22 protein-coding genes and 1 pseudogene are annotated in these 23692 nt (G+C 43.6%); 9 read left to right on the forward strand and 14 right to left on the reverse strand.

All coding sequences use genetic code 11. The features are described 5' to 3' along the window. Positions 1–438: 438 nt before the first annotated feature. From AJGP001_RS13235 to AJGP001_RS13245, 3 genes are all read right to left on the reverse strand, one after another. Entirely contained in the window at positions 439–1230 is a 792-nt protein-coding gene (locus AJGP001_RS13235) for an ABC transporter ATP-binding protein (protein ID WP_071153333.1), read from the reverse strand. A 2-nt stretch (positions 1231–1232) separates the two neighbouring features. Continuing rightward, a complete protein-coding gene (locus AJGP001_RS13240; RefSeq protein WP_078080638.1) occupies positions 1233–2969 on the reverse strand; it encodes a DNA/RNA non-specific endonuclease in 1737 nt (578 codons plus the stop codon). 163 nt (positions 2970–3132) lie between these two features. After that, positions 3133–3396 carry a hypothetical protein gene (locus tag AJGP001_RS13245; RefSeq protein ID WP_071153330.1) on the reverse strand — a complete coding sequence of 88 codons (264 nt, stop codon included), beginning with the start codon at positions 3394–3396 and terminating at the stop codon, positions 3133–3135. Between the two features lie 552 nt (positions 3397–3948). Here AJGP001_RS13245 and AJGP001_RS13250 point away from each other — a divergent pair. Then, positions 3949–4773 carry an aldo/keto reductase gene (locus AJGP001_RS13250; protein WP_058384575.1) on the forward strand — a complete coding sequence of 275 codons (825 nt, stop codon included), beginning with the start codon at positions 3949–3951 and terminating at the stop codon, positions 4771–4773. A 54-nt stretch (positions 4774–4827) separates the two neighbouring features. Here the strand turns inward: AJGP001_RS13250 and lexA are convergent, their stop codons facing one another. From lexA to AJGP001_RS13285, 7 genes are all read right to left on the reverse strand, one after another. Then, positions 4828–7260 (reverse strand): transcriptional repressor LexA, encoded by a 2433-nt coding sequence (gene lexA / locus AJGP001_RS13255; RefSeq protein ID WP_078080639.1) that lies wholly within the window; start codon positions 7258–7260, stop codon positions 4828–4830. A gap of 222 nt (positions 7261–7482) precedes the next feature. Next, positions 7483–7986 carry a DUF6241 domain-containing protein gene (locus AJGP001_RS13260; RefSeq protein WP_071154260.1) on the reverse strand — a complete coding sequence of 168 codons (504 nt, stop codon included), beginning with the start codon at positions 7984–7986 and terminating at the stop codon, positions 7483–7485. Positions 7987–8263: 277 nt separating this feature from the next. Continuing rightward, on the reverse strand, positions 8264–8728 hold the full coding sequence (locus AJGP001_RS13265; protein ID WP_078080640.1) for a VanZ family protein: 465 nt from the start codon (positions 8726–8728) through the stop codon (positions 8264–8266). Positions 8729–8937: 209 nt separating this feature from the next. Continuing rightward, positions 8938–9237: a putative quinol monooxygenase gene (locus tag AJGP001_RS13270; RefSeq protein WP_071154259.1), complete on the reverse strand. Its 300-nt coding sequence runs from the start codon at positions 9235–9237 to the stop codon at positions 8938–8940. 277 nt (positions 9238–9514) lie between these two features. Beyond that, a complete protein-coding gene (locus AJGP001_RS13275) occupies positions 9515–9811 on the reverse strand; it encodes a putative quinol monooxygenase (RefSeq protein ID WP_071154258.1) in 297 nt (98 codons plus the stop codon). A 38-nt stretch (positions 9812–9849) separates the two neighbouring features. After that, entirely contained in the window at positions 9850–10278 is a 429-nt protein-coding gene (locus AJGP001_RS13280; RefSeq protein ID WP_071154257.1) for a MarR family winged helix-turn-helix transcriptional regulator, read from the reverse strand. Positions 10279–10377: 99 nt separating this feature from the next. Next, positions 10378–11025, reverse strand: a complete 648-nt coding sequence (locus AJGP001_RS13285; RefSeq protein ID WP_078080641.1) for a nitroreductase family protein — start codon at positions 11023–11025, stop codon at positions 10378–10380. Between the two features lie 384 nt (positions 11026–11409). Here AJGP001_RS13285 and AJGP001_RS13290 point away from each other — a divergent pair, with 384 nt between their 5' ends. From AJGP001_RS13290 to AJGP001_RS13320, 7 genes and pseudogenes are all read left to right on the forward strand, one after another. After that, complete coding sequence (locus tag AJGP001_RS13290) at positions 11410–12168, forward strand: hypothetical protein (RefSeq protein ID WP_078080642.1); 759 nt, start codon at positions 11410–11412, stop codon at positions 12166–12168. Next, a complete protein-coding gene (locus AJGP001_RS13295; RefSeq protein ID WP_078080643.1) occupies positions 12168–13394 on the forward strand; it encodes a glycosyltransferase family 2 protein in 1227 nt (408 codons plus the stop codon). Before AJGP001_RS13290 ends, AJGP001_RS13295 begins: the two co-directional genes overlap by 1 nt. After that, positions 13394–14365 carry a hypothetical protein gene (locus AJGP001_RS13300; RefSeq protein WP_071154255.1) on the forward strand — a complete coding sequence of 324 codons (972 nt, stop codon included), beginning with the start codon at positions 13394–13396 and terminating at the stop codon, positions 14363–14365. The genes AJGP001_RS13295 and AJGP001_RS13300 overlap by 1 nt, the downstream gene beginning before the upstream one ends. 386 nt (positions 14366–14751) lie before the next feature. After that, positions 14752–16125, forward strand: a complete 1374-nt coding sequence (locus tag AJGP001_RS13305; RefSeq protein WP_071154254.1) for an LA2681 family HEPN domain-containing protein — start codon at positions 14752–14754, stop codon at positions 16123–16125. 183 nt (positions 16126–16308) lie between these two features. Next, on the forward strand, positions 16309–17067 hold the full coding sequence (locus AJGP001_RS13310; RefSeq protein WP_071154253.1) for an SDR family oxidoreductase: 759 nt from the start codon (positions 16309–16311) through the stop codon (positions 17065–17067). A gap of 214 nt (positions 17068–17281) precedes the next feature. Next, a pseudogene (locus AJGP001_RS13315) lies at positions 17282–18340 on the forward strand (LLM class flavin-dependent oxidoreductase). 11 nt (positions 18341–18351) lie between these two features. Next, complete coding sequence (locus AJGP001_RS13320; RefSeq protein ID WP_245830189.1) at positions 18352–19344, forward strand: ATP-grasp domain-containing protein; 993 nt, start codon at positions 18352–18354, stop codon at positions 19342–19344. A 56-nt stretch (positions 19345–19400) separates the two neighbouring features. Here the strand turns inward: AJGP001_RS13320 and AJGP001_RS13325 are convergent, their stop codons facing one another. Both AJGP001_RS13325 and AJGP001_RS13330 read right to left on the reverse strand, forming a co-directional pair. Beyond that, entirely contained in the window at positions 19401–19676 is a 276-nt protein-coding gene (locus tag AJGP001_RS13325; protein WP_071154252.1) for an excalibur calcium-binding domain-containing protein, read from the reverse strand. 301 nt (positions 19677–19977) lie between these two features. After that, positions 19978–21375, reverse strand: coding sequence for an alanine/glycine:cation symporter family protein (locus AJGP001_RS13330; RefSeq protein ID WP_071154251.1), 1398 nt, complete (start codon positions 21373–21375; stop codon positions 19978–19980). 493 nt (positions 21376–21868) lie between these two features. Between AJGP001_RS13330 and AJGP001_RS13335 the strand changes: the two genes are divergently transcribed. Further along, the gene (locus tag AJGP001_RS13335; protein ID WP_245830191.1) at positions 21869–22111 is read left to right on the forward strand and encodes a hypothetical protein; all 243 of its coding nucleotides are present in this window, start codon (positions 21869–21871) and stop codon (positions 22109–22111) included. A 233-nt stretch (positions 22112–22344) separates the two neighbouring features. Here AJGP001_RS13335 and AJGP001_RS13340 read toward each other — a convergent pair whose 3' ends face one another. Next, on the reverse strand, positions 22345–22998 hold the full coding sequence (locus AJGP001_RS13340) for a YecA family protein (RefSeq protein WP_071154250.1): 654 nt from the start codon (positions 22996–22998) through the stop codon (positions 22345–22347). Positions 22999–23256: 258 nt separating this feature from the next. Then, entirely contained in the window at positions 23257–23427 is a 171-nt protein-coding gene (locus AJGP001_RS17555; protein WP_169835275.1) for a DUF7686 domain-containing protein, read from the reverse strand. Positions 23428–23692: the final 265 nt, after the last annotated feature.

Here is a 23692-nt window from a genome sequence, read left to right on the forward strand (position 1 = left end):
ACAGTTCACAGATAGTTCAGTCTTTTTGGAACGATTCGCAAAATGAAAACCTTGCTAGCTAGAATGTTCTTTTCGCCGACAAGGTCTTTATAACGGATAGCGTCTAGCAAACTCGATATGTTCACCATGGCAAGAAGGAATTGCCATTTACCTAGTTAGACGTTATGATTTCGAACAATTTTTTCATGTTGATCGTTTTTTCCCAGTTAAATGGATATACTGTCCGATTCGAGTAAAATACTGTCCGATTCGCTCCAAATACTGTCCAATAAACGAAAATATTGTCCAGATCGAGTGCATTACTGTCCAAAGCCTCAAACCCCATCCAATTACCTAAAAAAAAGGAAAGCGCACTGCGCTTTCCGCTAAAATCTTGACGCCGAACGCATGTATTGGTCGGTTCCAAGCAGTTTGGCTTGGAACCCTGCCCTTAGCCATTCAGTCGTTGTTACTTCTGGCTTTTGATAGCAAAGGACGTCCATCATTCCACATGACGTTTACCGGCAGTTCAAAAAATGCGCTAAGTTGTTCACTAGTGACGAGTTTTTGGGTATCTCCAGAAGCGAAGACGCGGCCCGCTTTAAGCAGCAGGATTTTATTAAATTCCGGTAAAATTTCTTCTATATGATGCGTAACGTAAATGATGGTCGGGCCATTTGGTTTTTTAGCGATGGCCGCGATCGACTCAAGCAGTTCTTCACGTGCGATAAAATCGAGTCCGGCAGTTGGCTCATCGAGAATGAGTAACTCAGGATTCGCCATTAACGCGCGACCAATTAGCACGCGTTGCTTTTCACCTTGCGACAGCGAGTGATAATGTCGATTGGCATACTCAAGGCAGCCGAGTTCGTGGAGAATATCGACACCTTGTTGATCGATTGCTTCTGTCGTTTCCTGGTAAAGACCAAGTGAAGCAAACGCTCCGCTTAACACCACTTCGTAAGCATTATCATGAGTCGGCAACTTTTGCTGAACAGACGCTGACACAAAACCAATTCGGCTGCGCAATTTTTCCGCCAGATAAGTCTTACCGAACTCTAGGCCGAGCACGGTGACTTTTCCTTGTGTCGGGAAAAAATAGGCATTGATTAAATCCAATAGCGAGGTTTTACCGGCACCGTTCAAGCCGTATAACACCCAGTGCTCGCCTTGTTGGACTTGCCAATCTACTCCGTCCAACAGCAGTTTGTCATCTCTGCGACGCGTTACGCCTTCGAGTTCCACCATCATTTTCATAAACGAATGTCCTCACGGCTCTGGACTAAAGCTACTTGCCCCGCTGCTAGTGGATCAGCTTTTTGCAGCTCACCAAAATTCAGTCCAGTCAGCTTTTCAATTTGTTCGATCGGCACTTGATACGTTTCGAATTTTCCGTAGACAAATTCCAAATTACCGCCAATCAAATCTTCTTGTGTTTGCACATAAGCCGTTGCTGATAGCTCTGTATCGTCTTTCACCATTACAGCCACTTTCCAAAACTGGCTTGGAATTTTTGCACCGCGGTAAATCCGGTCGCTGTCACGGAACACCGGTCCTGTAAAAATCGACACTTTCATGTCGTGATCGCGCGCATTATCGAGCAGGTAATCTTCTAAATCAAGCCATACTTTTTGATTGAAATTTTTATGCTGCGGAGAGCTATTGGTAAAATGGAACGTGTGCTCATTGGCTTTTACGGCATCAATGCCCCAGTTTGGATCGCGTCGACGCACCAAATGGCCACGGTCAATGTCATTTGATTGGTAAAAATCATTGCCGAGTTGATACGATTCATCAATACGTGGATCAAAATACCAGCGGTCGCTGCTTCGTTTGACGTCTACAAGTTGATTGCCATCGATGTTAACGGCTGTGAAAAAAGCAAGACGCCGCGACTGACTCATCGCAATCGAGAAATGCGTATAATCCAGTTCGAGCTTACCATCTGTCGTTTTTGCTACGTCTGCTAGCATGGCGTCACTTAGACCAGGCAACGCTACAGTGAATCTTTCGCCTAAAAATGCGGGGTTATAACCTGTTGCACCAGCGTACCAATCGGCGTCCAACACCCCTACTTCCATCGGTGTGGCCGTTGATCCCGGCATAACCACTGAAAGCAACTGATCTAGTAGTTTACGCGACTCCTCGTTTTCTATTCCGACCCGCTTGTCACTGAGATGTTGAATAATCGAACTGATGCGAATGCCTTCATTGGCAATCCAGACGTTGTTGTCGTTCGGGTCGGGAATTCCGGCGTGGTGCAGCGAGACGACCATCCACTGATCATTAAAAACAGGTGAGCCAGACGAACCGGGTTCTGTGTCGCTGACATACTGAACAAAATCAGAAGAAATGAACTTGACTTCGTTTTCACGAATGGTAATTGCTTTTGGCCCCCCGTTTGGATGTTGGATGATCGTGACGTACTCACCTTCAAGAATTTTCCCTGGCTTTGGCAGCAGCGGCAAATAGCCGAAATTCGCCAACGGTACCGCGTTTGAATTATTCGGTTCCACTGCAACTAGCGTAAAATCAAGCGCTTCATTAGTGATGAAAAACAGGCGAGGATCCAGTCTAAAACTAATGATTTCAAGCGGCATAAAATGGACATCGTCTTGATAATTAAATTCAGCCACTGCATACATCGCTGATTCTGCCGTTTCCAGTACATGATTGTTTGTCAGCAATAAATTCGGCGACACAAGAAATCCTGTACCGTAGCCTTCAAGCTGTCCGTTTTTGCCACGAATGGCGATGCGGCATACTGCTTTACTAACGTCGAGTCCCGCCTGTAAATGCGCAATCGGAAACAAGTCGCTTTTGTTGATAATGCGTTCAATCGCCAAATTGTCGTGATGATTGATAATACTCGACCGCGTCATCATTTTCTCTGTCGACGCCGCAGCAAAGCTTGCTGTTTCCCGCTCTTTTTCGAATTTCAAATAGCGTTGCAACGCTCCTTGTTGAATTTTTTCCATTTTGTCAGTCATCTTCCTCCAGCTCCTTCCGATTCCTAAAGAAATTATGATTTGTGCTTACTAGTTCTATTTTCTAAATAAAATTAAATATTCTATTATTTTACTTTATAAAAAGTTTATCACATGTGAATAGAGAAAACCCGTTCCATTGGATGGAGCGGGTTTTCAAGTCTAGTTAACGTGTCCATTTTTTATTGTCATTCTTAATCACGGTCTTCTCACCCGTTTTCGAATCACGAACCACTTTGTCTTCTGTCGGAACATCTCCTGTGCTTTCGTCCGGCGTCGGTTGGTGTTCTTCGCCGACTTCACGGCTGCCGTTCTGACCGTCAGACTCCCAGCCTTCATCGCTACCACTCAGCATCTCGCTTGTTTTCTCGACGATTTTATCAAACGTGGAGTCGTGATCGTCTTTCTTGTGTTGTGAATTATTTGTCATCGTGTATTCCTCCTGAATGTGTAGTTGCTTGTACTCTACCCGCTGTGCAAAGAGATACTCTTTTTTAGAGAAAGTGGAATTGAGGTGTTAGATTTGGGGTTGGACAGTATTTTTCAGATTTGGACAGTATTCCGGCTTGAACGGACAGTATTCGCATCAAATCCGACAGTATTTCAACTGATTCGGACAGTATTTCCAGATTAACCCAAAAAACGAAAAGAATTAGCGATGCAAGCCCATGGAAAGCGCGCGTTCGCGCTTTCCGCTAGCTGAGATGCTAGACTTGCTTGTTGCTGGATTGCTTGTATCGTTGAGCGGACAGTATTTTGGCGATATGGACAGTATAGGGCGCTTTTTGGACAGTATTTTTCTAATTTGGACAGTATTTGCTCTCAATCCGACAGTATGACCAATTCCTCCCATAAAAACCTTTAGAATGCCCAAGTTCAGGAAAGCGCCAGGGCGCTTTCCGTTAACTGGGATGCTTAGCTTTCCGAAGCTTCGGGTATGTAGTTACTGCAACGGAATCTACATAAAAAGGGGCTATGCACAATGGATTTTATTACATTGAATAATGGATTGAAAATGCCACAGCTAGGCTTTGGTGTTTGGCAAGTAGAAAATGACGAGGCGACAAAAGTCGTTGCCAAAGCATTAGAGACGGGTTATACGTCAATTGATACTGCCATGATTTATACAAATGAAATCGGTGTGGGGAACGCCTTAAAAGACACCAAGGTGCCGCGCGAAGACTTGTTTATCACGACCAAAGTGTGGAACAGCGATCAAGGATACGACAATACCTTGCGTGCATTCGATGAAAGTTTAGAGCGTCTGGGTCTTGATTATGTGGATTTATACTTGATTCACTGGCCGACTCCGGAGTTTGATCATTATGTTGAAACGTATAAAGCATTAGAAAAGTTGTATAACGATGGCCGTGTAAAAGCAATTGGCGTTTGTAATTTTGAAATTGAGCATTTGCAGCGACTGCTGGACGAGTGCGACGTTCCACCCGTGTTGAACCAAGTGGAGTGTCATCCCTACTTGGCGCAAAAGGACTTAAAAGAATTTTGTGCCAAGCATGATATTTTCTTAGAAGCTTGGAGTCCGCTTGAACAAGGGGGCGATGTGCTGAAGGATCCTACCGTAGTCAACATTGCGGAGTCAAAAGACAAATCACCCGCTCAAGTTGTGTTGCGCTGGCATTTGCAGAACAACACCATCGCCATTCCGAAATCTGTTACTCCATCGCGCATTGAAGAAAACTTTGATGTGTTTGATTTCGAATTAACAGAAGACGAAATGGCGGCGATCGACGCGTTAAACAAAGAACGTCGCAATGGTCCGCATCCCAATGAAATGAATAGCCGTTAACTAGAAAGCCGCCTCTTCAGCGATTGAAGAGGCGGCTTTTTTTATGCTTGCTGCTTATTGTTTTAGTACACCGATCACTCTGCCGTTAATGAAGACATCTTCACTTCGCATAATAATTGGTTCATAGCTTGGATTTTCGGACACCAGGATGATTTCACTGCCCATTGGCATGTATTTTTTCATGGTCGCTTCGCCATCGATAACGGCTATAACGATGTCGCCGTTAGCAGCATTATTTTGCTGATGAACAAAGACGACGTCTCCTTTGTCGATGCCAGCGCCGTTCATGCTGTCTCCTGTCACCGTTAATGAAAACGTTTCAGTTGGAGATACTAGCCATTCACGTGGCAACGTATGAAATGTTTCGTAGGATTCAGTCGCTAAAATTGGCAAGCCAGCCGCAACGTTCCCAATCAGTGGGACTGCCACAGTTTCATGTACTTGCGTGAGCACTTCTTGCCCAGCTTCACTTACTTCAATTTGTCCTGGCGAATCACGATCTTCTGCATAATTGTATTGTCTGCCATTTTTAAGATTCTTATAGATACGCCGACTTTTCGTATCTGGTAAGAATTGGGCACGGCATTTCGGCAAATCTTGTACTTCTTCACCTTTTCGATCGATTATTTTGACTTCGAGCCCATCGGTCGCAATGCCGTAAAAAGCGCGACTATCGGCTTCCATATAACTTGTCAGCTGCTTGATGGCGTCTTCGATTCCGCTGCCAAAACGTTTGACTTCTGCAAGAATATAAGGCCTTGCTTCTTCTCCTGTGTAAACCTGTACCGCAATGTCACAATACCCTTTTCTGGAAAACTGCTGAACAGGAAATTCCAGTTCCATCAGTTCATACGGATAGCCATACGTCTCGTGCAACTCTCGGATGAGCCATTGACGAGTAATTTCTTCTTTCGCATGGATATCAACAAGTCGATCCGTCATCTGGTATTCTGTCATACTGATTGATTCAAATGGCCGGAGCGATGCATCTTTTTTCATTCGTAAATGATTTCGTTGAATTTCTTTGACAAAGCTAGATGGTTTTTTTACTGAAGACATATACAGAAGCTCGTTTGCTCGTGTCATGCCCACATACAGCAATTTTCGCTCATCTGATTCGACTGTTTTTTGATCTTCAGCATCTGCATACAAATCCTGTGGAATCAATCCACTGTTTAAATCGATTAGGAAAATCACCTTGAATTCCAACCCTTTAATCGAATGCATTGTTACGAGTTTTACTTTATCGGATTCAAAATCTGGATCGTTGCTTTGCAAAATTTCACAAGGGATGCCGACCTGCTCTAAATCGATAGCTGCACTTTCAATATTTCGCTTTCCTCGCGCCACAATGCATATCTCGGATAAGGCGTAATCATTTTTTAGCAATGCGATTTCCTCTGCTAGAAAATGGACCTGCTGTTGAGGCGTTAAAAAGAATCGATAAATCGGCGGATGCCCGTGGCGATCAATCAATGCCGGTTTCACAAAATCGACATTCGACTGGATGCTTTCATCCGCTTCAATCAAATTGAAAGCCGCTGTCGAAATTTCCGTTGTCGTTCGGTAATTCTTGCTCAATGTACGTGATTTCCCGCTCATATCAAAGCCAATGGTCGTAAACGGACGTCCTTTCCCGAGCCAAGACTGTGGATAAATGCTTTGCGTGTTATCTGCAACAAACATGAGCGAAGAATATTCCTTTTCTTTGTATAACTCTTTTAGAAACTCCAGCTGAACACGCGTTAAATCCTGACTTTCGTCAATAATAATATGCGTGTATCGTCCAGCAGCACCCAAGCGTAATTCTGCTAACGCATAGAGGTTCATTTGTTTGAATGTTGTCAGTCCTGCTCTTTCAAGCAATTGACCAAACACTGTCATGACCTCATAAATAGCTTCACGTGTTTGCGAATTTTTCAATAATTTTTGCGGCGTTCCACTGTTTCCTGAAGCACGGCCAATTCGATCTACCGATTGATACGTCTCAAGATTCACCATTGAGCAAGAATGGATCCATTCTATTTCGTCTAATAGGAATTTACTGTTTTTTGGCAACAGCAGTTTAACTTCAGGGTACGCTTTTTTCACTTCATGTATGGCTTGCACCATTAGTTTGTGAATTTGATCATTAGGAGCGATTTCAAGCTTTTTGCCCATACGTTTTTGATATTTCCTAAACTCTTTATACATCAAGCGATCAATCGTTGTTATTTCTACTTCTGCATCGGATGAGAAAAAACGTTCGGCTTCTTGCAGTTCTTTTTCAGCCATACGCTCATACTGATGCTTAATATAATAAAGTAAGGTTTTGTTGTAAGTAACTAGTAGAATTTTATCATTTTCTTCGTGACAATAATGATCCATCAAAAAATGGATTCTTCGAATCGCAACGGTCGTCTTGCCTGATCCCGCTACCCCTTTTACGAGCATGGGTCCTGATGGTTCTAGTTCAACAATGCGACGTTGTTCCATATTCAGCTTCACAACACTACCTCCTCGATTTTACAACTTCTACCTATATTATAAGAATATTGAATCATAATAGCAAAAACTATTTCAAGTCAAATAATCGCTATCTCTTGATTCGTCATCGTGTTGAAAAAAATGCTGTCCCCAATATAATTAAGGAACAGCATTTTCTTCGTATAGGTAAGTTCCTCTCCAATTGATTGCGATTATTTTTAGAGGTATGGTTGTAAATTCCGATTACCTAAAATTCTTCTCAATAAACTGTTGTTCTTCCTCTGCACTCAGTCGCCCTGTTGCTCTACCCGCGGTGCCACTGTACCAACTCCAAACCGTATTATGAGCACTCACAATAGTGGAAAAATCATCTTGCTGCCAAGAAATTAAGGTTTGTTCGTAGTAATCGCCATTCTCATAATAGTGTTTATTGGCGTTTATGATTGTTAGTAGGCCTTCAATATTTTCAGGTGTCATTTCGACAGCACCGTTTTTTTCCTTATCGACGACTTTTTGATGCGTCATTTGATGGAGGTGAATCTGCACTTCTCTTTCTTCCATGTCCGCTTGGCTGTCTTTACTGCCCGCTTTTTCAGTCGATTGACTTTGGCGCTTCTCGATTTTCTCAGCGACTTGCTGAATTTCTTTGCCGCCAGAGGACTGCTGCGTGATAAAGTAATACCCTCCAGCTGCTACTAATGCCAATACCGCGACGCTTACTGCGATTGTTTTCAAAATTAATTTCATTTTTTGCAACTCCTTACTCTATTCCTTATTTGTTCCGGTCGTGACTATACTCCTATTTTTTATTATGTAGCACAGTTCGACAGTTTTCAACCATTGTTTGGCAATTGAATAAACTCGAGTAACGAGGGTTTGTTCGTTTCTCCATAGCTAAAGAAAAAAAGCCCTTGTGAAGGAGCTTTTTTCGATTTATTGAATCAGGCTTAACATGTGGAAGATTTTAAGAAGCGACACAGCGGATAGGTTTCAATGATTCTCTTTTTTTAAGAGATATCTCGTTTTAGCGTGACTTGTCATCTATAAAACTATCTGCTATTTTTCCGAAAACAGCAGATAGCCCTCCTTGTGATTCGACATAACCAGTCAAACGATAAGCCAAATAAATACCGCCGATGTCGATCAAAACGTCGGAGATTCTTCCACTTCGCAGGAAAAACAACTGCAGGAATTCCGTGAAATAAGCGAACAAGCTACAGAACACGATGGCTTTCGCATTGCTTCCAATTGTTTTGGCTAGCAAAAGAAAAAGAATACCGAAAGACAACGCATGGCCTATTTTTTGAAACACATACGTTTTACTGTCTAACTGGATGTCGCTCGTGATGAACAAATCCGAGAAATCGGGAAGTAAACGAATATGGAAGTCTATTTCTTGTGCGAACAACAAGGCTTGGAAGTTGTAGTTATTGGTAGCCAACAGGATGCAAAAGCCCCACAGGACAACCGGTATGTACTTAGTTTTCAAAACATTCTTCCCTTCGAACCCCTTTTTTGTGTAGACTAGCGGTTCACTATATATGACATAAAAATTCCTGCAGATTCTCTAAGCTTATTATATGTCGGTTGATTTTAAATAACTAGTGCAAGTTTGTGGATATGTAAAAAAGTGGCCAGAGCCACTTTTTGAGATGTCTACCCATCGCGTGTAGTCGTTTAAAGAACGAGAACTAAGTTTTATTGTAGATTTAAAGGTTGTCCATCGAAAGCATGCATGTCCATTGGTGCAGCAAGAAAGCTGGGTGCTTGTTGAAGGAAAGTCGCCAAATGCTCGGTAGCAATATGCGTTTCAAAAGTTTGTGCATCTCTCCAAATTTCGACTACGTGGTAGCGAAAATCTTGCTCAGTAGATTTCAATAAATCGTAGCTTACGTTGCCAGCTTCAGCTCTTGATGCTTGAATAAGTAGCTTGCTCGCTTTTAGAAATACGTGTTCTTGGTCTGGCTGTAGGTGCAAATGGACATAATTAATAATCATGAGTATCCATCCTTTCACTCTATTTTGAAGCAACATTAACTTTTTTCAAGTAGCTTGAAGTCTTTGAGCAGCCACTAGGCTTTCCCTTCTATTCAAACGACTAAAGACTACACGATTGTTAGTCAGTTTTATTACTTGATGCTATTTCCCCTCCGAAATAAACTGAACATTTAATCTATTATAAATCTTTTTGCTCATATGAGCCACTATCGTGTTCTTACAAAAAAAAAGAGCAGCCGAGGCTACTCTTGAAATTGCTTATTCATTTTCAAAATTCTTACGCTTTTACAGCCTCGCCGCTGAATACGTGTAGGTCCATTGGTGCAGCCATGAAGCCTGGTGCTTGTTGCGTAAAGGCTGTGAAATGTTCACTCTTGTTATGAACTTCAGTTGCTTGTAGATCTTTCCAAACTTCAACCATTGTGTAGTGCTGGTTTTGTTCAGTTGATTTTTTTAATTCGTAGCTGATGTTGCCTTCTTCTGTTCTTGAAGCTTGAACCAGTGCTTTGCTGGCTTCTAGAAATGCTTGTTCTTGGTCTGCTCTTACTTGTAAGTTCGCGTGAATAATAATCAATGGGATCCATCCTTTTTGAGTGTATTTACTGAAAAAAATCAGTAGTCGATAATGTTGTGTTGCATGCGCGTCAGCATGTCTGACAGTGTGTCGACTTCTTCCGTTGTGAAGTCGTTCAGCATTTGCGTGACAAAGCCGACATTTTCTTTTCGGTAGCCGACAATTTGCTCGCGTCCTTGTTGAGTCAAACGGACAAAAATCACGCGATTGTCCGCAGGATTTCTACGTCTTGTTACCATGCCGTCTGCTTCAAGCTGTTTTAAGTGACGCGTAATGGCAGCACCGTCGATGTTCACGGCTTTTTGCAATGTGGACTGGTTGATTTCTGCTGTTTTATAAAGCTGATAAAGCAATTCATAGCGCGATGCACTAATGCCTGTACAGCGTTCAAATTTAGGACTGATTTGATTGTTGAGGCCTTTAACTAACTGTAAAACTTGCTCTTGTTTTGAAAATGAACATGGCATAAATTGACCTCCTACGTAATTTCCAAGATCAATTTATAGCAGTGTCCACTATTCATTGACCTATTCTCAAACATAAGCTAAAATCAATCGGTTTTCAACTTATTTCCATTGTGTAGTCGTGTCAACAGGCAAACGGTACGATGGGAATCCTTCATTTAATGCTTTCCCGATTGTTATCAACATTACCGGAACATAGCGATCTTTATCCATATCCAAAGCTTCTGCGATGTTTTCTTTGTCATAGCCACCAATTGGGTTCGTACCATATCCGTGAGCACGTGCCACTAACATCAATTGCATGGACACAAGACCTGCATCAAGCATAATAATGTCTTTCATTTGATCGTCAGGTGCGTTTTCGTAAGCCGGTTTGAAATAATCCAGTTGTGCTTGTTTAACTTCTTCAGGCATATAGCCCAGTTCAACCGCTTTGCCATAAATGTCTTCCGCGTATTCAATATTTTTGCGGTCTGCAAAAATAGCGATTACAGCAGATGAGCTCATCACTTTATCCAAGTTAAATGAAGCCAGTGGTGCGATTTTCGCTTTTCCTTCTTCGCTGTCAATGACCACAAAACGCCAAGGCTGCATATTAATAGATGAAGGTGCTGTTGATGCCTGTTCAATGATTTGGCTCATTTCTTCACGGCTGATTTTCACCGATGGGTCGTATTGTTTAATCGAACGACGATTCGATAAAATGTCATTAAAATCATTTGTTTTTTGATACGTTTGCGTAGTTTGCATGTTAGACGTGCTCCTTTTTCGTGTGTAATATTGTGTGATGCATCAATGATTGATACCTCAACGTTTGACTCCTCATTTAATATAATACGAAAAAAAGAGATTTGCAACTACTTTGAACCGCCTAGCTTTGATGCGGGTATTTTTTGGGGAGTTGTTTGGGTATTGTGTGGGTGCCAGGCACCATTTCACAAAAATCCACTTTTTTTACCCGATTTATATTAGTTATACTCGCTATCCTACTTTTTTCACCACAAGGAGAGGGTACAAGTAGTTAGTAGCATCAAGACTAAATAAATGGAAAAAAAAAGATACGATGGTATTATATAACCTCAATAAGATTTATTTCACAGGTTTTTGAAATCATTAGACAAAAGGGATGAAAAAATGAAGAAAAATGTAATTATGGCTACTTTAATTTTAGGTGTTTTGATTAACGGTTGGGCGATTGCTTATTTGGCTCTGCCCTTTTATTACGCAGTCCTCCTGATCGCGGGTCTGTCGCTTGTCATCATGACCGTTATTCATGAACGTTTCGTCTTTTTGTACGCCATTGCTGTATCACTCGTATATGGTGGATTTTTAACTACCTATTCTTTTGTGAACTTGAAATCACAAGAAGTGCAGTTGTTGTATATGTACGATCATTTACTGTTAACGAGCTTTCTGTTGCTGTATTGGATTTTGATGAATTCGATCAAAAAAACAGGTTACGAAAACGTAGAACTTCAGCGACAAGTGCAATTGTTGCAGAAATATACCGGCGTGACCAAGCTATTGACGCTTACTGAATTTAATGAACAAGCCCAGTGGCTGTTAACATCAACTGAGCGCAATAAAGAAGAAGTGTGGCTTGTGAAAATCGACATTCACTTTTCAAACAAACGAACCAAAGCTAATTTGCAGGAAGACATCGAACGCTTAGCGCTGCAAACGATTCGCCAAAAATTTGATTTGATCACTAGCAACAATGGGGTTATTTACGTGCTACTCAAAAATACGCACGCTGAAGGCGCACAACAAATGATTGAGCGTTTCAAAGATAAAACGCGAAACGATTTGAATTTTATTGATCCTCCGTTTTCATTTATGAAAACAGTCGTTGAAAATGCGGGCCAACTGGCTAGTTTGGTGGGACGTCTATAATGGGTTCCATCATCATGATCATCATGGCTTTTTTCTGGATATTGCTCATCTTCTATTCACTCGTCACCATCGCGGGCATTTGGTTTCGTTTGACCTTTAAAGACAGCGACGAGTTAGACGTTTATCCAAGTGTGGCTTTACTCATTCCAGCCCATAACGAAGGCATTGTGATTGAACATACATTGCGTGCCATGGCGCGACTCGAATACAAAGGACAACTCGATATTTACGTACTCGATGACAACTCCAAAGACGACACAGCGGAAATCGCTATGGAATTCGCTTCGGTATTTTCACGCATTCACTATATCCCAGTACCACCCGGCTCGCCTTCTGGAAAGTCACGCGTATTAAATTACGGACTCAGTATTTCAAACTCGGAATACTTTGTGGTTTACGACGCGGATAATGAACCGGAATTTGATGCCTTAGACAAATTGGTTCGTGCAGCAGAAACAACAAAAGATGCTGCCGGTGCTGTTGGTTATGTAAAAACAAAAAACGCAGAAACCAACACCTTAACGCGTATGATTGCGCTCGAATTCCAAGTATTTCAATTGTTGATGCAGTCGGGACGTTGGAAACTGTTCAAACTTGGCTCACTTGCCGGCACCAATATGTTGCTCCGCAGATCGGTACTCGAAGAACTCGGCGGCTACGACGTTTTCGCGCTGGCGGAAGACGCCGAATTAACCGTACGCTTGACCGCAAAAGGCTATTTACTGCCGGTAGTACCTACATCCAGAACGTGGGAACAAGAACCGGAACAAATGAAAACCTTCATCAAGCAACGAACACGCTGGCTAACCGGTAATATTTACTTGTTGGAAAAGTCACTGCAAGACTTGTCGCATTGGAAAGGGAAAACGTTTTTCCTCAGTCTTCAACACGTTTTAACCTACTTGGTATTTGTCGTGGTTTTATTATTTTCAGATGTGTTTTTCGTTATGAGTGTCGCGGGCTACCAACTCCCCAACATGGACGCGCCTTTATTGATTTTGTGGTTTATGAGTTACATTGTGTACACCAGTCAATTATTGAGCGCATTGGTCGTCGATCGCAACGTGTCATTGAAAAATGTCCTGTATATTTTCATTATGTACTTTACCTACGCTCAATTATTCATTATCCTACTCGTTCGCAGCTTTTCAACTTACTTATGGAGCCGCTTGCGAGGCAAAACCATTGCCTGGGACAAAACAAAACGCTTTAAGGGGATTGGCTAATGAAAACCAAGCTTGGCTTTCTGTTGATTCTTTTATTACTGATAGGTGGGTGTGGAAGTGTGGACTCTGTTCAACAGCACGTTGAAAAAAGCTACACAAATGAAGATGGCTTGATCTATGCCTATCCTGACGATCCAAAATCCGAATATTTGTCAGAAAGCATTGGCTTATATATGGAATATTTGGTTTTAACTAGAGATGAAAAAACATTTCACGAGCAATACAAATTATTAAAAGCGCATTTTGTTACCGGAAAAAACGGTACTTCCTTCGTTTTTTGGCGTTTAAATGAACAAGCAACTACCAATGCATTGATTGATGACGTGCGCATTATCGAAGCATTGCAACAAGCGGCAACTGTGTTTGGCCGTGAGGAATACGCAGAAACCGCAACAACATTGGGCGAATCCATTGCAAGTGTTCAGCAGCAAGATGGCTCAACCGTAGATTTTTACGACTGGACACTTGCATTGCCCGCACAGCGTCTGACCTTAAGTTATGTTTCTGAGAATCAATGGATTTCAGACACGTCGCTCGCGTTACTGAAAAACACCGAGTCCACTGAAATCTTTTTTCCAGAGTATTACGATACGAAACAGCAATTGTATAAAAAAAGCAACGAAGTCCATCTTATCGATCAATTGTTAATTGCGATAAATCGGCAGAAACTGGGTGAAGCCTCCCCCACATTTCTAAGCTGGGTGAAAAAAGAATGGCCTAGCGATCAACGACTTTACGGCCGCTATGACCGAAAAACACAACAGCCGACCGTCGATTACGAATCGCTCGCTGTGTATTACTACTTGCACGCTTATTTGACCGTTGCCGGCGAAGAACAACTAGCCCGCGAAGTCTTCCAACGTGCAACAGCACTCGGAACAGATGATCTATTAAATGAAGCTCATTTTTTCGATTATATGCATTATCAGCTCTTGCTTGAAAACAGTAAGCCTGCGACAGATTCTTTCTGACGCAGGCTTTTTTGGTGAGCGTGCGTATTTCTCTGTGAGCGTGCGTATTTCTTCCTGAGCGTGCGTATTTCTCTGTGAGTGTGCATATTTCTTCTTGAACGTGCGTATTTCTCTGTGAGCGTGCATATTTCTCTGTGAGTGTACGTACTTCTTCTTGAGCGTGCGTATTTCTCTGTGAGCGTGCGTATTTCTTCTTGAACGTGCGTATTTCTCTGTGAGCGTGCATAAGCCCCATCCCGACCGCGCATATTTCCCCACGACCGTGCGGAATCTCCACTAATGCGACTTCGTCAAACGCAATCCCCAAAAATTCGGACAAATGGGTGACCAGGCGCCCGCTCTTCGATACAATAAGAACAGAAGCACCGATCCAAGGAGGAATTTCTATGTCGACATTACATGAGATTGCCCAGTCAGATGATTACGGGCAGTTTGAATTGAAAGAAGTGTACCAAGCGGCTCAACACTTGCTGCAGGAATTTCAAAAATCACGTAACGAACCGGAAAAACTGCAAAACGTCATCGATCATTTGAAAAAACGTTTAGATGGACAAGCTGCTTATCCGCTTGCCATTTTACTGGAAACAAGTCAGCTCGGTGTTCAACACCAGCTGCAAAAAGACTGGAACAGCCCGATGAAACAGCGTCAGTTGTTTTTATTTGAAAGTGTCTATGCCCAGTTCCGTGGCAAAGTCCCCCCCACCATATGGAATCAAATCTGCTTGAATTACGCAGAAGCCTTGATTTACATCGGCCGCTCACTTGACGGGCTCCATGTGCTCGAACAAATGACTGAGGCAGAGAATGATGCGTCTTACGAACGTCAAGATGCGGAGCGCGGCTGGGGGTTGTTGTTTTATTCCACTTTTCTACGGGGCAAAGAACAAAAAGCCGAGGCGCTTCACCTGTCGCGCGACTTGCTGCGTGACGGCCTGGAGAAAATCACCAATGTTAACGGCCGTGCGTTGTACGCAGACCGATTGAAACTGGCTGTCAAAATGCTAGAGGACATCGGACCGATCGACTTAACCGGCAATTACAAGCCGAACTTTTTTGACGGCCGTGAGCGGGAGTACCGTGATTGGTGTGCAGAACACCGGTTGCTGCTGAATGATAACAATGAAATCGATCCAAAAGGCACGATGAAAGTCGATACCTTAAACTACCGTCATAAAAAAGCCGATGACAAAGAACGTGGACTGTTCCTTGAAACATTTATGGACTCCATGGTTTCGGAATTTACCGTGCTGCGCTGGAATCTATTCGAAGCACTCGAGCAAGAGCCAAGTTCAGAACGCAACGAACAATTAAAAACCGTCTACCGTCAGGCTTTTTCACTGTTTTCAAAAATGGCGCAGTTTATCAGTTCGTACTACGAGCTCGACATGAAAAATTCGCGTGCGGGCATGCAACGCATATGGTTTGAAGATGAAGATCCAAAAAATCTGCTCAAGCCGTTTATTCGGGACACTAAAAACGGTGCACTAAAAGCGTTATTCTGGCACAGCAAGGAACTATTTGGCTACGAGCAATCCAAAGTTCAAAACATTGCAACCGTTCGTGCCCTGTTGTTACGCGACCAAATGGAACGTAGCTTTGTTGACGTTATTACCAAAAAAGAAGAAGTCGCACAAACGGGCGAATTGCGTAAACATCAAATGACGCAAGCTGAACTCGAACGCCTGTCGATGACGACGGCGTTTAAAGCGCGCAATGCATTGATGTATCTCGGCTTTGCACTTGGAATCGAGAAAAAATAATCAAAAAGCGTCTCGGGAGATTTAGTTGATCTCCCGAGACGTTTTTTGGGTTGAACTTTCCGTGTAAACAATGAAAGTTGTGTGGGTGCCAGGCACCCACACAATTCCCCTTGCTCTCTTTGACAGCCCTTAACTTGGCGAAGTATAGTCTACTAGATACATAAATTTGAGGAGGTTGTTTCTATGCGTTTAGCAAACAAAGTAGCCATCATCACAGGTGGCGCAAATGGGATTGGCAAAGCCATTGCCACAGCATATGCAAAAGAAGGCGCGAAAATTTCAATCGCAGATTTTAACGAAGAGGCGTTAACCGGTACAGTCGAAGAATTTACGGCACAAGGGTTTGATGCGTTTGGCGTCAAAGTGAACGTTGCATCTGAGGAAGACATTCAAAAAATGGTCGACGATACCGTAGCTCATTTTGGGCGTGTCGACATTTTAGTCAACTGTGCAGGTGTCTTGGATAATATTCAAGCCGCTCACAACGTAGAAGACGCCATTTGGAACCGCGTCATGGACATCAACGTGGGTGGTGTGATGCGCGGATCACGCAAGATTTTGCCATTGTTTACTGAACAAGGCAGTGGGGTGATCATCAACCTTGCGTCGATTACCGCTCTCACAGGTGGACGCGGTGGCTTAACGTACACAGCAGCGAAACACGCAGTTGCCGGGATGACCAAAAACATTGCTTCCATGTACGGGCCACAAGGGATTCGCTGTAATGCCATTGCCCCTGCACAAGTCGAAACTGGGCTAACGCAATCAATAGAAGGCTACGACATGTTTGGCTTTAAACAAGCAACACGCGCCGTAGACTTGATGGGCCCTGCTGCATCACCCGAAGACATCGCCAACATTGCCCTTTTCCTAGCGAGCGATGAATCCAAAACCATTAACGGCGTTGTACTAGCCGCAGATGCTGGTTGGAGTGCTTATTAAGTTTTTCACAAAGATCAAACTCCCTCCTGAGAAGTAGATTCCCGGGAGGGAGTTTTTTTGAGTTGTTTGGGTGCCAGGCACCCAAACAACTTCCAAACAATTTAAAACCAAGTTTACTGGTAAGAATAGATTGTTTTAATGTATACTAGTTTCACTCGCTAATTGAGTGAATGTTGTGAGAGTGGAATCTCCTACTGAAAGGAATGGTTGATAGATGAAATATGGATTTTGGCTACCGATTTTCGGGGGATGGCTGCGCAATGTAGCAGATGAAAACATGCCGACTACGTTCGACTATGCCAAACAAGTGGTGCAGTCAGCGGAAAAATGGGGCTATGACATCACGTTGATCGCTGAACTGAATTTGAATGATATAAAAGGAATGGCCGCTGATTCGTTAGAAGCCTGGTCGACCGCGGCAGGACTTGCGGCTGTGACCGAGAAAATCGAAATCATGACAGCCATACGGCCTGCTTTTCATCATCCTGCAGTCACTGCGAAAATGGCAGCGAATATTGACCAAATCTCCAATGGCCGCTTCACGTTAAATGTCGTATCGGCTTGGTGGGCAGAGGAAGCTCGGCAATACGGCGGGCAATTTACGGAGCACGATGAACGATACGACCGGACAGATGAGTTTTTGTAAATCGTCAAAGGCATGTGGACTGAAGAAGAGTTTTCATTTACCGGAAAATACTACAATGTCCAAAATGCACGCCTCGCACCAAAGCCTGTGCAACGTCCGTATCCTATTCTCTATGCTGGAGGCGAAAGCCCACGCGGCAAGAAATCGATTGTTGACGCATGCGACGCTTATGTAATGCACGGCGGTACGGTAGAGGAAATCGCAGCGAAGATCAAAGACATGAAACACTTGCGACACCTAGCTGGGAAAGCACCGCTCCAGTCATTTGGTATGGCCGCTTATGTTGTGTGCCGCGATACCGAAGAAGAAGTGGCAACGGAATATGCCCGCATTGTCGACATGAAAGATTCGAGCGGCTATGTCGGTTATGACGATTTCGTCAGCAAATCACAGCTGGAACAACAAGTAAAACTGGAAGATTATTCGGTCTCCAACCGGGGGCTTCGTCCAAACTTGATTGGTACACCGGAGCAAATCGCTGAGCGGATTTTTGCTTATGAACAAGTGGGACTGGATTTACTGCTGCTGCAATTTTCACCACAACTGGAAGAAATGGAACGCTTTTCAAAACAAGTCATGCCACTCGTTGAAGAAAAACGACAAGCTCTTAAAGAACTTATCAACTAAGGAGGATACTGATGACTGAAAAGATTTACGTCATACACGAAAACGAAGAATGGACGACGCATTTATTTAAGCGGCTAGACGAATTGGAATTGCCGTACGAAGACTGGTTTATCAATGAAGGGCTCGTGGATTTGAACGACACCCCTCCTGAAGGCATCTTTTACAGTCGCATGAGTGCCTCTTCTCACACGAGAGGTCACCGTTTTGCGCCGGAAATGGCCGATTCCTTACTTGCTTGGCTCGAGCACCATGGCAGAACGGTCTTTAACGGCACGCGCGCGTTGCGTCTCGAAGTCAGCAAAGTGAATCAGTCCATGGCATTGAATGCTGCCGGTATAAAAACGCCGAAAACAATTGCTGCGAACGGTCAGCAACAAATCATCGAGGCTGCCGAGAAGTTAGGTGCTTCGGCGTTCATCACCAAACATAACCGCGCTGGCAAAGGGCTCGGCGTTCGCTTGTTCCACTCAATCGATGCACTAAAGCAATACCTAGACAGCGAAGAATTTGAGCCATCCATTGACGGCATCACGCTGATCCAGGAATACATCCAAGCGCCCGAACCGTTTATCACGCGCTGTGAATTTGTGGGCGGAAAATTTGTTTACGCCGTACAAGTGGATACGTCAGAAGGGTTTGAGTTGTGCCCAGCAGACGCTTGCCGAATTGACGATCTGTTGTGCCCTGCTGGTGAACAAACAGAAGAACAACCGAAGTTTCAAATCGTGGAAGGATTCAATGATCCAATCATCGAAAAATACGAAAACTTCCTACGCCTCAACGAGATTGCCGTCGCTGGCATTGAATTTATCCGCAATAGCGACGGAGATATTTTCACGTACGACGTTAATACCAACACCAATTACAATGCAGACGCTGAAGCGGTTGCAGGTAAATACGGCATGCTGGAGCTCGCGCAACTACTCGGCAGTTGCGTGGGTGCCAGGCACCCACACAACTTCCAAACAATTCCCACAAAAAACCGGTGCCAGGAATCTGAGTGATTCCTGACACCGGTTTTTTCATGCACTGCATCTTCCTCACAAGTCACACCAAACGCTTATTTCTCGCAAGCAATCAAATCTTTATCACGATCACTCTTTTTGTTGGCGTCATACAAGGCTTGGGAAACAAACGGCTTGTGTTTCGTTACGCCGCCTTTGTTTTTCACTTTGGAAGAACGAGCAATGCCGCCTTTATACTTTTTGTTGATTTCGGTGCAGTTGGCATAGGTCTTCGCTTTTACGCCTGCAGCGTCTACTGGCGTAGGAGCTGCGCTAAATGTAAAACTAATAACCACCATCAATGACATAATTGCAAAACCAATTTTCTTCATTATTGTTTCCTCCTCTTCGCAATTATTTGCGCTGAAATTTTCCGTCGCCGTCTTTACTCACGACAAAAAAAGTCATCCAAATATTGTTAACTCACTTAGTGTACCAGTTAGTTAAGCCTAAGACTATAGCCTCAAATAAATAATTTTTCTGTAGAGCTATTTAATAAAATCACGTGGAATTCGTCGTCTTTTTTCTTTTCTACATAAAAAGCCCCATTCCCAAGAACACAAAGTCCTCAGCAATAGAGCTTTCACAACTTATATTACCTAACCACGCAAACTTACTCTCCAAAACACAGATTTACACACCTGCTGCTTTTTTCTCTTTTTTCTCTCGTTGGTCTTTTTTGTAATACGGATCCGCTGTGAAAAACTCGACCGTCAACGCCTTTACCTTTTTACTCAACAGCAAAATAGCGAAAACATTCGGAATCAGAATGGCTGCAAGCATAATGTCTAGGAAGCCCCAAATCACTTCTGCTGCACCAACCGCTCCTAACACAACCGCCAAAATGTAAACGACTTGCATGCCGTAAGAAGCCTTTAAGCCGAACAAGAACTCCGCCTGCTTAGCCCCGTAAAACACAACGACCAAAATCGTTGACAACACAAAGAAAATCAAACAAATCGTAACGAGAACGGCGCCAAATTGGCCGAAATACGATTCAAAAGCAAGACTCGTTAGCGCAGAGGAGTTCTCCATTGCGCCTTCTTCTGTCCAGACACCTGAAGACAACACCACAAAAGCCGTTGCCGTACACACAATTAGCGTATCGACGACTACCCCAATGACCGCCCAGAATCCTTGACGCACAGGATGATCGGTCATCGCCGCTGCGTGAGCGATAGGTGCCGTACCGAGTCCCGCCTCGTTTGAATACAGGCCGCGGGCAAATCCCCAGCGAATCACTTCCACAATCGCTGCACCAGCAAAGCCACCCATCACCGGTGCAGGCGAAAAGGCATTGCTGAAAATTAGCATAAAGAATTCCGGAACAGCACTGACGTTCATCAGCAAAATGACCAAAGCCCCTCCGACATAAACCAAGGCCATAAACGGCACAAAAATTTCCGTCACTTTTCCAATACGCTTAATGCCGCCAAAGACCACAATCGACACCAGGATTGCTGTCACAATGCCCGTCCACAACGCTGGAATAGCGAATGTCGCTTCGACTGTCGTCGCGATGGAGTTTCCTTGCACCATGATGCTCGGGATCAATTCAATCATCAAGGCGAATGAAAACCAAATCCCCAACCATTTCATATTCAAGCCTTTGGTCATGTAATACATCGGCCCGCCAACAAATTCGCCCACGCTGTTTTTCTCACGGTACTCAACAGCAAGTACGCTTTCCGAAAATTTCAGCGCCATCCCGATCAGCGCAATGACCCACATCCAAAAAACAGCACCCGGTCCACCAAACATAATCGCGGCCGGCACCCCGACAATGTTAGCCGCTCCGATTGTCGAAGACAGAGCCGAGGTTAATGCCTGAAAAGGCGTAACCGTTCCTTCTCCTTTTGGTTTTTTAAAGACACTGCCAAAAGTTTGCCCAACGATGTAACCAAAATAACGAAATTGAAAAAAGCCAAGTTTTACTGTCATGTAAAGACCTGATATGAGCAACACGGTGATGAGTGGAACTCCCCATAACCAAGCTGAAAAATCAGCAACCCCCTGCAAAAAACGCTCCAACGAATTTCCTCCTCAATACTATTTCAAGATATAGATTTTTTCCCTAATCAAAATAGGAATAAACTCAAATCAGGAAATTTCCCAACAAAATAGGAGAAATTTATATAGAGATACTTTGCTTCACTCCAATTATCAAAATATTAAAATAATTTAATGTGAAAATTACGATTAGTTTTTTACAGCTACCCGATCAACCCGCTTTAGACATACAATTTCCCACTCCATGCGTTAACCTTCCACTCTTACAAAACGCCCACGATCTTTGGCTTTCGTAAACGTGTTATTCCAATGCGTCCCATAGCGTTCTTGCCTATCTTATAGAAGTAAAAAGTGGTCGGTGCTGCTCAGGCAGGCCGGTCCTCTTCACCTCTATTTTTAGAATCGCCCATCTTGGAAAAAGGAGTTTCCGCGAGTCGACAATTCCCTTTTACCCTCCTCCCTAGCTTTAGACATCTGGCAGTCCGTGATTGCAATGGCACATGGTGCTGGTATGATGACAGGAGTAGCTTTTTTTACTTTAGCGAAAGGTGGTAAGAGCATGAACAAAATTTTGGCGTCGGCAATTTTAGGTATGGGCGTTACGGGTGCTGTCCTCATCCTATCGGTTGCTCAGTTATTCAACCCGTCATCCGACACGGTATGGAAGATCCTTACGGCCGGTTCAGCAATGGCTTTCGTGGTCCTTGCGATTTCAGCACTAACACTCCGGCGACGACTTGATAAAAAAACAAACTAACAGTGCATGCTCGTCTCTAGTTAGGAACCGCATATTTGTTTATGTAATCCAACGACATATGAATACTTTCAGTAATCAGCGATTTTCCGAATGTCGTTAACAGGATTTCTAACTAAACAATGCCACCTTCGAAATCGATTGATTTCACTGAAGGTGGCATTTTCTCTATCCCATTTCTTTGTCTAGACGGAATTGTTCCGCTCAAAAGGACGCGTTTTCTTGTCTACTTAATCTTACTCATGCAATTTTTCAAAAGAACAATAAAGCCTGAGCGAGTCGTTATCGAAATCGCTCAGTTTAGCATAAACCGCTTCCATTACATCTTTACGGTGTTGAAGGATAAACAGCAAGCCTTTCGTAATCTGCAAACGGTTGTCCGCTGCATCCGAATTATAAAAAGCGATGCCGAACAGCCAATCCCCTTCTTTACTGTTTGCCTCAGATTTAATCGTATAAACAATCCCGCTCATCTCGTCTTTAACTTCTAGCACCCCATCTTTTTCACGAAGCACTTCCGCCAGGATCCATAGCGGGTGCAACCATGCTTCAAGCACTCTTGTTACGCCAGTCCGATGACTGTTTTTCAGTTCGCGCTTCACAAACGCCACCCATACATCACGGTTCTCTATATAGGCATAACTCTCAAAAGACAAATCACTAATTAAATAAGGAGGAAAAATCGCTTCCAACGCTGTGAACCACTGTTTATCTCGCTGAATCATTTCCTCGACATGGGTGATGTTCATGCCTTCATCGATAAATCGCCGGTTGATGACCGCCAGTTCTCTCTCTGTCAGTTCCTTCAAATCGAGCGTTTGTTCTTGACCATGACATTTCTTATACTTTTTGCCACTGCCACACGGGCACGCATCATTGCGTCCACTCATTTAGCACGACCTCCTTCGAGATTCTCTAAAATTCATACAGCGCAACTGTGGTCTGTTCTTTCATACGCGATTTCACCTTTTTATTCGTCCTCGAACTCTCTATCATGAACAACTACTCTGTTTTCCCACTCGACTTCCTCAAACTGATCGAACATCTCCAGTTTTATAGGATTTCCCATCAATCGCCACTAACGACATTAGGTCGTCTGATAAATCCGAATCGATGCGTCCTAGTAAGCGGTCATGTTGGAGCGAATACTAGCACTGGCCATTTGGAAATTCGCCTTTTTGGATGTAGATTTCAGCCATTCCTCGTTCAGCCTTGGCAATCAACTCCAACAACTGCCCTTGATCCACGTCTAGCTCACCATGGATGGTAAACTGATACCCCCCATCTTCTAGCTCTTCCGCTTCCATACTGACACCCATCTCGTTTTCTCAACCGAAATGGATAGGGCTTGCCTTCCCCGTCTTGAATCGTTACGCCGTCTGGATAACTTGTCGCTTCCACACAAAGACGCTCCGACTCTTCTTTTGAATTCCAGTGACTATAGGCATCTTTTTTCCGCATCTGTCACATAGCGACCTATCCGCACCTCTTTTCTCACTTACTCTTTCTCTTTACACTAAGCGAAAATCCAACAAATTGGAATGCTACATCTGTTCGTCACCTCTAATGCAGAAAAGTTGGTGC

This window comes from Planococcus faecalis (genome assembly GCF_002009235.1).
GTDB classification, from domain to species: domain Bacteria; phylum Bacillota; class Bacilli; order Bacillales_A; family Planococcaceae; genus Planococcus; species Planococcus kocurii.

Coding starts and splice junctions, on each gene's coding strand:
- AJGP001_RS13235 (WP_071153333.1), bottom strand. CDS start 1,230: ATGATGGTGGAACTCGAAGGCGTAACGCGTCGCAGAGATGACAAACTG.
- AJGP001_RS13240 (WP_078080638.1), bottom strand. CDS start 2,969: ATGACTGACAAAATGGAAAAAATTCAACAAGGAGCGTTGCAACGCTAT.
- AJGP001_RS13245 (WP_071153330.1), bottom strand. CDS start 3,396: ATGACAAATAATTCACAACACAAGAAAGACGATCACGACTCCACGTTT.
- AJGP001_RS13250 (WP_058384575.1), top strand. CDS start 3,949: ATGGATTTTATTACATTGAATAATGGATTGAAAATGCCACAGCTAGGC.
- AJGP001_RS13260 (WP_071154260.1), bottom strand. CDS start 7,986: ATGAAATTAATTTTGAAAACAATCGCAGTAAGCGTCGCGGTATTGGCA.
- AJGP001_RS13270 (WP_071154259.1), bottom strand. CDS start 9,237: ATGATTATTAATTATGTCCATTTGCACCTACAGCCAGACCAAGAACAC.
- AJGP001_RS13280 (WP_071154257.1), bottom strand. CDS start 10,278: ATGCCATGTTCATTTTCAAAACAAGAGCAAGTTTTACAGTTAGTTAAA.
- AJGP001_RS13285 (WP_078080641.1), bottom strand. CDS start 11,025: ATGCAAACTACGCAAACGTATCAAAAAACAAATGATTTTAATGACATT.
- AJGP001_RS13290 (WP_078080642.1), top strand. CDS start 11,410: ATGAAGAAAAATGTAATTATGGCTACTTTAATTTTAGGTGTTTTGATT.
- AJGP001_RS13295 (WP_078080643.1), top strand. CDS start 12,168: ATGGGTTCCATCATCATGATCATCATGGCTTTTTTCTGGATATTGCTC.
- AJGP001_RS13300 (WP_071154255.1), top strand. CDS start 13,394: ATGAAAACCAAGCTTGGCTTTCTGTTGATTCTTTTATTACTGATAGGT.
- AJGP001_RS13305 (WP_071154254.1), top strand. CDS start 14,752: ATGTCGACATTACATGAGATTGCCCAGTCAGATGATTACGGGCAGTTT.
- AJGP001_RS13310 (WP_071154253.1), top strand. CDS start 16,309: ATGCGTTTAGCAAACAAAGTAGCCATCATCACAGGTGGCGCAAATGGG.
- AJGP001_RS13320 (WP_245830189.1), top strand. CDS start 18,352: ATGACTGAAAAGATTTACGTCATACACGAAAACGAAGAATGGACGACG.
- AJGP001_RS13325 (WP_071154252.1), bottom strand. CDS start 19,676: ATGAAGAAAATTGGTTTTGCAATTATGTCATTGATGGTGGTTATTAGT.
- AJGP001_RS13335 (WP_245830191.1), top strand. CDS start 21,869: ATGACAGGAGTAGCTTTTTTTACTTTAGCGAAAGGTGGTAAGAGCATG.
- AJGP001_RS13340 (WP_071154250.1), bottom strand. CDS start 22,998: ATGAGTGGACGCAATGATGCGTGCCCGTGTGGCAGTGGCAAAAAGTAT.
- AJGP001_RS17555 (WP_169835275.1), bottom strand. CDS start 23,427: ATGGGTGTCAGTATGGAAGCGGAAGAGCTAGAAGATGGGGGGTATCAG.